Origin of the sequence: Endobacter medicaginis, assembly GCF_014192375.1 — a bacterium.
Lineage (GTDB): Bacteria > Pseudomonadota > Alphaproteobacteria > Acetobacterales > Acetobacteraceae > Endobacter > Endobacter medicaginis.
The window spans coordinates 1-8217 of the sequence record NZ_JACHXV010000036.1; the positions used below are offsets into that span (position 1 = coordinate 1).

Annotated in this window: 10 protein-coding genes and 1 pseudogene; 5 read left to right on the forward strand and 6 right to left on the reverse strand. The window is 60.8% G+C overall.

Translation table 11 applies throughout. The annotated features are described in order from the left end of the window. The 3 genes and pseudogenes from FHR90_RS16475 to FHR90_RS16485 all read right to left on the reverse strand — a co-directional run. Positions 1 to 875 (reverse strand): annotated as a pseudogene (locus tag FHR90_RS16475) (phage portal protein); the annotation flags it as partial. Positions 876 to 1001: 126 nt separating this feature from the next. Then, complete coding sequence (locus tag FHR90_RS16480; RefSeq protein WP_176623247.1) at positions 1002 to 2312, reverse strand: terminase; 1311 nt, start codon at positions 2310 to 2312, stop codon at positions 1002 to 1004. Continuing rightward, positions 2284 to 2835 carry a terminase small subunit gene (locus FHR90_RS16485; protein WP_176623245.1) on the reverse strand — a complete coding sequence of 184 codons (552 nt, stop codon included), beginning with the start codon at positions 2833 to 2835 and terminating at the stop codon, positions 2284 to 2286. The genes FHR90_RS16480 and FHR90_RS16485 overlap by 29 nt, the downstream gene beginning before the upstream one ends. 421 nt (positions 2836 to 3256) lie before the next feature. Here FHR90_RS16485 and FHR90_RS16490 point away from each other — a divergent pair, with 421 nt between their 5' ends. Next, the gene (locus FHR90_RS16490; protein WP_176623243.1) at positions 3257 to 3622 is read left to right on the forward strand and encodes a hypothetical protein; all 366 of its coding nucleotides are present in this window, start codon (positions 3257 to 3259) and stop codon (positions 3620 to 3622) included. A 21-nt stretch (positions 3623 to 3643) separates the two neighbouring features. Here FHR90_RS16490 and FHR90_RS16495 read toward each other — a convergent pair whose 3' ends face one another. The 3 genes from FHR90_RS16495 to FHR90_RS16505 form a co-directional block, all read right to left on the reverse strand. Continuing rightward, the gene (locus FHR90_RS16495) at positions 3644 to 4303 is read right to left on the reverse strand and encodes a hypothetical protein (protein ID WP_176623241.1); all 660 of its coding nucleotides are present in this window, start codon (positions 4301 to 4303) and stop codon (positions 3644 to 3646) included. A 12-nt stretch (positions 4304 to 4315) separates the two neighbouring features. Next, on the reverse strand, positions 4316 to 4894 hold the full coding sequence (locus tag FHR90_RS16500; RefSeq protein ID WP_176623239.1) for a hypothetical protein: 579 nt from the start codon (positions 4892 to 4894) through the stop codon (positions 4316 to 4318). Between the two features lie 114 nt (positions 4895 to 5008). After that, a complete protein-coding gene (locus tag FHR90_RS16505) occupies positions 5009 to 5590 on the reverse strand; it encodes a hypothetical protein (protein ID WP_176623237.1) in 582 nt (193 codons plus the stop codon). A 96-nt stretch (positions 5591 to 5686) separates the two neighbouring features. Between FHR90_RS16505 and FHR90_RS16510 the strand changes: the two genes are divergently transcribed. The 4 genes from FHR90_RS16510 to FHR90_RS16525 all read left to right on the forward strand — a co-directional run bounded on the left by FHR90_RS16510 (position 5687) and on the right by FHR90_RS16525 (position 8069). Further along, complete coding sequence (locus tag FHR90_RS16510) at positions 5687 to 6457, forward strand: HAD domain-containing protein (RefSeq protein ID WP_256124065.1); 771 nt, start codon at positions 5687 to 5689, stop codon at positions 6455 to 6457. Then, positions 6447 to 7193, forward strand: a complete 747-nt coding sequence (locus FHR90_RS16515; protein ID WP_176623233.1) for an HAD domain-containing protein — start codon at positions 6447 to 6449, stop codon at positions 7191 to 7193. The genes FHR90_RS16510 and FHR90_RS16515 overlap by 11 nt, the downstream gene beginning before the upstream one ends. A 44-nt stretch (positions 7194 to 7237) precedes the next feature. After that, positions 7238 to 7666, forward strand: a complete 429-nt coding sequence (locus tag FHR90_RS16520; protein ID WP_176623231.1) for a hypothetical protein — start codon at positions 7238 to 7240, stop codon at positions 7664 to 7666. Positions 7667 to 7829: 163 nt separating this feature from the next. Next, positions 7830 to 8069: a hypothetical protein gene (locus tag FHR90_RS16525; protein WP_183275543.1), complete on the forward strand. Its 240-nt coding sequence runs from the start codon at positions 7830 to 7832 to the stop codon at positions 8067 to 8069. Positions 8070 to 8217: the final 148 nt, after the last annotated feature.

Here is an 8217-nt window from a genome sequence, read left to right on the forward strand (position 1 = left end):
GCGTTCGCCGCACCGCCCGTAATCGGCCTGGAGCCGCCGTCGACGCCGGTACCGGGGTCTCTGATGACCAGCCTTGGGTCGCTCGCGTATTTCAGCCCGCGGCCAGCCTGACTGAGCTGATAATCGCACTCGATGGCCGTGCTGATTGCCGGCTCGAACGTCGACATGCCGTCGATTTCGTCACCGCCCGGGAGATTTCGAATCCAGATTACGGGCAGGAAACCAAGCCCGTGCTGGATGGTGCGGTCGGCATCGACGGCGGGCAGTTTGCCATCCCGGGCGTCAGATACCGATATCGGCAGATACCAGGTCTCGCTGTCGGAATCCCACGAACGCTGGAACCAAAAGCTCGCGGAATCGGCGTCGGCAGGAATCGCGTAGCCGCGTGCCCGCAGCTCGGTGCCGCGGACCTTATAGCGCTCAGTGACTGACAGCAGGCTGTCCGGGTCTTCTGGGTCCCAGGTCGGCGTCAGTGTCGCGGTCGGCAGCACAGACACGAACGGTTTTCCACGCAGGACACGAAGCAGCAACGCGACCGAGCCGACGGACCCACGCGTCGCTGCGTCGGCCATGATTTCATTTAGCCGACGCTCTTTCATCCATGCCATCAGAGCCTCGGCTGTGCGGGCATCAGGTGCGTGCGCCGTCGGAAAATGCGCCTCTGAAAACAGCAGCGACACGCTGTCATCGACGACGGTGCGGCACAGATTCGTGCGCACAGACGGCCGACGGTTGTTCAGCGGGATATACTCGCCCGCGCCTGAAATCTCGTCGCTGAATGCGTGCCGCAGGTGGTCATACTGCGCGCCAGACAGCACGGCATCGAGCGCCAGCAAGCGCCGGCACCGTGGCGACAGGTCGGAATCGGTCGGCATCGAAGCCCTCAGAGACTGCCAGTCCAATGTCAGCCCCCTGGGCGTAGGCGAGCAAACTCACTACAGGGGTGGGGTGCCCGCTGTAGTGATGTTCGGCCCGATTTGTAGGCGGTTCGGTGTAGTGAGTTATCGACCGAACACGTTGATGTGCTGCGCCTGAGGCGACTTGTAGGCATACAGGCCGAACATCAGATAGCCGCAGCAGTCGACCAAATGGTCGTATCCGCTGGATTTGTCCGGCTCATTCGTGCCCTCGCGATATGCCAGTCGCTCATAGCATTCGATGGATTTCACACATCGCGGGTCGACGAACGCGCGCCGGGAGCCGTCCGCAGAGCAGAAGCGAGCGTTCGTGATGTTCAGCCGGTCGCGAACCAGGGGATGCGACGACATTGCGACCACCCGCATGCCGGAGGCCTGTAGAATCGCGATGTCCGTGCGACCGCCGGCTGACGTCCTGCGCTGAGCACCGGCCGGGTCAGGATATGCCGTTATGTGTTGCAGCAAGCCATTGCGCGCGTATCGGCGTCTGATTTCAGCAACCAGGTCGTCGGTATTCGACGATGGCAACACGATTTCGTCGACCTGATGCAGCACGTCGCCGGCCTGGTGCCAGACCGAGCAACTCATCGGATTCACGTTGAAATCGATGCCCAGCAGCAGCGGACGGTTCGCATCGAGAGGCATCGGTCGGACGCTGTCGGCGCGGTTGAATGCGTACAACACACGACCGGCGAACGTCTCGAAGCTCGCCTCGTATTCCTGGCGGAACGTCCGCGGGTCGAGCCGGGAGCGGGCTTTCTGCAGCTCATCGGTCGAGACCTGGCCGCCTTGGAGCGTCGTGAACATGAACGACCTGGCGTCCAAGCTTCCGCCCGGCTGGCCATCTATATAAGAGTCACGAAGGTGGTCGTAGCCTTTCGGGGTACCGATAAACAGCGCATGCCCAGACGTCGTGCTCAGCATCGGCTGCAGCGTTTCCGTCCACGCTTCCGGCGGACAGTCGGCCCATTCATCAACGATGACAAACCAAAGCCCGCTTCCGCGCAGCGCATCATAGTTATCGAGGCCGACGCACCGGACGATATGCCCCGAGGTCAACAGCATCGAGCAGTCAGTCTCGTTGGGTTTCGATGCCAGCCACGTGCTCGGAATCCCGCGCTTTAGCCGGCGCCAGAATACGCGTTTCGCCTGTTTGAAGTTCGGCGCGGCGTACCAGATTTCGTTCTCCGGCGGCACGTTACGTTGAACAGCGAGCCGGCAAGCACGCCGCATTTCCTCGACAGCCAGGAACGTTTTTCCGAATCGGCGGCCGCAGACAGCAGTCCGAAAACGAGCATCAGGCTGCCATCCGGCGCGATAAATCAGACCCTGCGGTGCAGTCAGTCGAGCACGCTGCTCAAGCTGCTTAGGTACCTTTCGGGTCGTCCTGGGCATCGTCGATTTCCGGGTCGTCGTCGTCAGCGATGCCGACGTGCGACGTATCAGCGGCGTCGGCTTCACGCTTGTCGGTCATGCCGAGAATCTTCGCCAGCAGCGTGATGGCCTGCATTTTCGAGTGCATTTTGACAGCCACACGGGTCTCGCGGCCCTGTCTGCTCTCTGTAATCTCGCTGACCATCGAAGCACTATCTGCGTCCAGGTCGACAGATTCATGCAGTGCCAGGCCGCCCGGACCCCAAGTTGAAATGCGCCTGATGTCACCAAAAGCTATCCGCCCCAGCTCCTCGATGATGCGGTCCTTCGTGACCACGATGCGGTCGGCATGAACGGCAGCACGGGCGACTGATGCTGCCTTCGCGGCTTCAATCTCAGCAGCGATGTCCGGGTGTTTGAGAAGTTTGCATGCAGTCGTCCTGGCCACACTTGCGGCATAGCCGGCTGCAATGGCCGCTTTGGCGCCGTTCGGTTCGGCGAGGTACGCTTCTATGAAGCGCCGTTGCCTGAGATTGATAGCCATCGTCGGCTCCCGGCCGTCGCCTGGCCCTCATATGCTGTGTGATTGAATCAGGTCGCGAGCTGCAAACCGGGCCAACACGATGGCGGCGCTCGGCGGCTCAAACGACCTGAACTGATATCGTGATTCCGTCCGGCGCGAAAAACAGCGGCGGCCGGATTGCTCACAGCCGCCGCCAGTTCTCAACCAACAGGAGGAAACGCATCGCTGAATGCCAATGGGGAACGCACGTCGGCGATGATGGCGTCAAGATAGCAAGTCGTGTCCGCGATGTCAAGAAAATACGTTCAGTTATGCAAGCATGCCCCTTGTCAATGACACGCATCCCGTGACCGTGATTGCGATAATAGTTCACGAATATGAATATTATTGTTGACATATGCCGATGTCTATGAGTAGCGTATTGGCAACTGGAGACACGAATATGAGGCACGGGACTGCGCAGGGCGCTATCGACGAGACGGTTAACAGCATCGGCTACTGGACTGGCGCCGTGGCTGGGCTCGCAGCGGACATCATCTCGGAGCGCCAGGCTGCGGCTCGGAATCAGGATGCCGCGGCGGCACGACGTATCGATGCCCGCACGGCCGAGATTCAGCGTGATACGAATCGAATCCGGGCGCAGCGTGTGAGTCGCGAAATCGACGAGCTGCGCGATGAGCTTGCGAACGCCAACGCCATCATCGCTACGCTCACCAGCGGTCTTAGGTCAGCGCGTGCAGAGAATGAGAACCTGAAGAGCTCGCTGCAGCAGCTGATGGCTGCGGTGCGCAAGAACACCTGGCAGTAATCCGTCTGCCGGGTGTCACGGTCACCTGGACGGGGCGAGCTGGGCCGAGCAGTTCAACTCAGCTGCCATCTTTCGGGCCTGGTCTGCCGTCGCCGATGCGTCAGATGCCCGCTCAGGCGCCTGGACGACATCACCCATCGGCCGCACACCGCGCACCGTGTAGCCGCCCTGCGAGCTGATAGCTGTAATCAGTGCCGTTCCCGGAGCTGACATCACGAGCTCAAGCTCATCGCGGTCCAGGGCATCGAGATAGCTACGCACCGGCGCCGGCAGCAGCTGTACAACACGCTCGTCGGAATCTCGGCCAGCCAGCCGGTCTGCTGCATATCGCCGCATCGCGGTCGCCTGGCGCCTCAGATGTGCACGCTCGGCGGCGCTGGCATCAGTAGAGCGCTCCTGCCGGTTCTGCTGAGCTACGCCCCGCTGCCGAGCCGACGCCTCGTTCTGCTGCTCGTGCTGTGCCCCTCCCATCGCGAGCCGGAACCTGGCGCCGAGTTGACCCACGAAATCGGCTCCGATGCCTGCAACCGACAGCGGCACCCTTGCGACCTGCTCGACGACCTCGACCGACTGCTGCAGCACATACCTGCCGCCGATGAACGCGAGCCGAAACACGGTCCGCAGCGAACGAACCGCAGCGGCGACTGCCGACCGAATCACCTGTGCGAAATTCTTCAACATCGCAATCTCCTATTATCTGCAATACGGCGAGGTGAAATCGGGGTTGAAATACTCACCGTTCCCGGTGTCCTTGTATTCAACGCCCGCTGCCTGAGTCGACTCAGCGAAGTCGGAATACAGTCGTGTCACTGCCGGTAGCGGATTGCGGACTGGGTCATCCGCGAACTTCAGCAATTCGACCCATTCAGCGTCCTGCACACGCTTGATATCCGCAAACGGCAGCGAGCGGAGGTATTGGCGCATCACGCCCGGCATCTCCGGCATCAGCTCCAGACCATCGAGCGGCTCGTCAGGATATATGTAGAAAGCAAGTTCGCGAATATTTTCAGCGCGCTGTGAAGCCGGGTGGACTCTGCGCAGTTCCTCGTCTGCTGAACGCACGTATCTGCGCGTGCGGAATAGGTCGACCTGAAATTCATGGCCGTCCTGGCGCGCTTCCTTGAGCTCGCTCTGAAGACGCTCATTCTCCACGCGCATCTGTAGCAGTGCAGTCTCAGTCAGCGAAAGCCTGGCGGCAGTCGCCTGCGCCTCTGCATACTCACCGCGCTGTTGGCCACGCAGATGCGCGATGAAATCGACGATTTGTCTCATAGTGCCCATTGTCCCCTCCCAGGATTCTTGTTTCCTTGATGAGAACGATGACCGATACCGATGCAAGCGACTCCGCAAAATCGGCATCGAAATCCTGAACTCGTCGACTGCCCGCTATGCAGCCTGTGCAACCGGCGGCTGATGGTCGTTGCTGCCTACGATGGTGTGCCGACGAGCGGCGGCGGGGTTGTCGACCGCGTAATAGTGTTCGACGAGACGCTCCAGTGCTGCCTCGATTTTGCCGCTGATATATCTCCGGTCGCGACCCAGGCGGGATTCGAGCACGGTCAGCGACAGCCGCTCGTGCAGCACCGGCTCCAGCAGTGCGTGAGCTGCCGGTCCCAGCGACCATTTTGCCTTGAAGTATTTGTTGACGGCGTCGAGGCGAGCGACTGTGAATCCGTCATGCGAGCCCGCGGCCCCAGTGCCCCGTTTTTCGGGGTCGCGAGCTGACAACACGCCGAATTCGAAATCGGCTAACCAGCGGTCCGCCGCCGCTTTGTGCCTCGGCTGCAGCGAACCGCTGCGCAGCATGTGCTCGAATGCGCCGGCGACGCTCTGCGTGCGGATTCCGGTCGTGGGGTCACGCGCGATGGTGACCGCGGACCCGTGCTGCCAGCGCTCCGGCGGTGCGCTGTAGCCGTCGGTGTCGGGCTTCGATGGTGATGATGACGAGCGTTTTGCTTTGCGCGACATAGACGTGCTCCCGAAGACAAATGGTGTTCGTTTTCAGGACATTGTAAGTGATACAGACAAATAACCGGTCGACTATTTCACTGTTCTGAGATAAAAATGCCGTCCGGAGGCGTGACTGTGACTAAGGCACTTGGAACCAGGGTAATCTTTCTCGATATCGACGGCGTAATGTTGACCGACGCCGACTGGGCGAGCTCAGAGAACTATAGAGCATGCCTGCTCCGTGAATCTGGTGACGCCGGGTTTCGTGAGCTGATGAACGCCTTGCAGGCCGTCGTGTTCAACCTTCACGCTGTTCGCTTGCTCAACAGAATCTGCCGCATTACCGGTGCCAAGGTCGTCATCGTCAGCAGCTGGCGCTGGCACTTCGAGCCCGAGTGGATTCATCAAACGCTACGGCGGAAGGGCATCGAGCCCAGGCATTTCCATGTGGACTATGCGTGCGAAGTGACCCAGCCGTTCCCATACTCGAAGCTCCGTGATTCTCAAGAGTGGCTCTCGCGGCATCCCGACGTCACGGACTGGCTTGTGTTGGATGACGAAGCCGAGCGCGACGGGTTTGAGAACCCGGAGTATGTGAATCCGCTCGTTGGACTCGATACCACAGCAGCCGTGCGGTGCGTGCAAGCACTAGGTCCCAAGCCTGCCGAGCCATCTGATTGCAGTGCGGTTGTGTTCCTCGATATCGATGGTGTCCTACTGCCTACTGCAGCATGGCTGCATGCTGGCAACTTCGCCGCTAAAGAGCGTCTGAGGTGGATAACAACAGATTTCGAAACTATTGCAGCGTATGCTGACCACGTTAGGCGTTCCAGACTGCTCCTAGGTGGTCGACCTTCTGCCTGGAAAACACCGCATGCAGACTGATTCGAGAATTATCTTCCTGGACATCGACGGCGTGATTTTGAGCGGCGTAGACTGGCTCAGGCCGGAGAACCGTGCGGCAGCGCATCTACTGGAGAGTGCGCGCGACCGGCTATCCGTGTATCGCGAGCATGTGAAATTCAATGCGTCAGCGATGACGCTCGTGAACGCTCTCTGCACCGCAGCCCCAGCCCAGCTCGTTCTGATGAGCAGTTGGCGGCGAACGCACCGCCCGGCTGATGTGCGCGATTTGCTGACCGGGCATGGCATCGAAGGGCGCCTGTGGCATGTCGATTTCGCGTGCCCGGTAGTCGGCGGCAAGCGCAGCGACGTCAAGGCGTGGCTAGGTGCTCATGACGATGTGTCGCACTGGGTCGCGCTGGATGACGAAGCCGGCGTCGAGGGTTTGCCGGATATCGGTATCGACGGCGGGGACGGATTCACGTCGTCGCCGTTCCGTGTAGCCGCCAGGGTCCTGGGAGCGGATGCGACGCCGGTGCTGGGATGCCATCTCGAACAAGAGCATATCGAACAGCTGGCGGAATCTGGAATCAGCGAGACCGATATCGGACTCGCGCGATGGCTCGAATTCGACCGCGGCGACGGCTCTGAGCGACCGCCATCTCGGCTGCTGCGCGACAGCTCTTATAGTCGAACGAGCGGCGGCTCACTACGTACACAATTCGACCGACGATTCCGGGACTATCTCGATAGCCGAGCACTGAACGATTTCGCTTGATGTGCTGAGTCGACGGGTCTACAGCCGCCGGCCGGAGATTCATCGTGAGCACCGACGCCGAACTCGCCGCCCATTTCTATCGATACAGCGAAATCGAGCTGCAGACCGCGGAGTTACTGGTGCCGGCAAACGCAAAGCTGGCGGCGCTGTGGACATACATGGCGGCTACGAAAATCGGCGGCATCGGCATGCTGGCCGGCGATGAGATGTGCGACCAAGACCCATCAGGGTACGGTCTGGAGTGGATGTGCGGGCGCATCAAGGATGACGTGCTCCGCGGGATGCTGACGCCGCTCAGCTGGCTGGATGACTGGTCGCTGGAGAGGCGTGATGGCGGTGAACCGTGTGTGTCGGATGCCGGGCAGGTGGCGGGTGCTGTGCATGCGCTGAGGCAGGCTCGGCAGCGGGCGTACGAGCTGATGGCCGGGCACGATGAACTCGTGTTCGCCGCTCGCAGATTACAGGGCCGGTGAATAGGTGAGTGAATAGGTCGCCGGGGTGTGTCTCGGGCGTTTTCAGTGAGTTATCGCCATGCGGACCGGGCAGGCTGAATAGCAACGTGAATAGCTCAGCCGTTCTGGGTCTCTGCCGACCGTTCCCGCCGGCCGTGACCACGGCTATCGTGCGGGGATGAAGATGACCGATGCCGAACTTACCGTTCACGAATCCCGGCTGGATTTCCCGGCGCTGAAAGCTGCCGCCGAGGCGCTGTTTGCGGCCCGAGATGCGGCTGCGGCTGACTCGGCGACAGCTGTGCGGCACATGCGGACCGCTGCGGCTGAGATGACCCGGGCCGAGGCGGCGATGGGTGTCGACGGGCAGGGCGGTGTGCATGATGAGATGTGCGCGGAATACGGTGCGCGGTATCTGAGATGAGGGTCGATATTGAAATACGTTAGTATGCTAACGTTCCTCACTGGCGTTGTTGCCGCATGAGATGCGGAAATCGTAGCCTACGGCCAGTGTGAGCTGCGCGTCCGTCGGTGAGGACTGAGATGCGGGGTAGATAACGGCTCTCAGATGA

Excerpts from the sequence above, each read along its gene's own strand:
- FHR90_RS16500 (WP_176623239.1), bottom strand. The coding sequence starts at position 4,894 with ATGAGACAAATCGTCGATTTCATCGCGCATCTGCGTGGCCAACAGCGC.
- FHR90_RS16515 (WP_176623233.1), top strand. The coding sequence starts at position 6,447 with ATGCAGACTGATTCGAGAATTATCTTCCTGGACATCGACGGCGTGATT.
- FHR90_RS16480 (WP_176623247.1), bottom strand. The coding sequence starts at position 2,312 with ATGCCCAGGACGACCCGAAAGGTACCTAAGCAGCTTGAGCAGCGTGCT.
- FHR90_RS16525 (WP_183275543.1), top strand. The coding sequence starts at position 7,830 with ATGACCGATGCCGAACTTACCGTTCACGAATCCCGGCTGGATTTCCCG.
- FHR90_RS16505 (WP_176623237.1), bottom strand. The coding sequence starts at position 5,590 with ATGTCGCGCAAAGCAAAACGCTCGTCATCATCACCATCGAAGCCCGAC.
- FHR90_RS16510 (WP_256124065.1), top strand. The coding sequence starts at position 5,687 with ATGCCGTCCGGAGGCGTGACTGTGACTAAGGCACTTGGAACCAGGGTA.
- FHR90_RS16495 (WP_176623241.1), bottom strand. The coding sequence starts at position 4,303 with ATGTTGAAGAATTTCGCACAGGTGATTCGGTCGGCAGTCGCCGCTGCG.
- FHR90_RS16485 (WP_176623245.1), bottom strand. The coding sequence starts at position 2,835 with ATGGCTATCAATCTCAGGCAACGGCGCTTCATAGAAGCGTACCTCGCC.
- FHR90_RS16490 (WP_176623243.1), top strand. The coding sequence starts at position 3,257 with ATGAGGCACGGGACTGCGCAGGGCGCTATCGACGAGACGGTTAACAGC.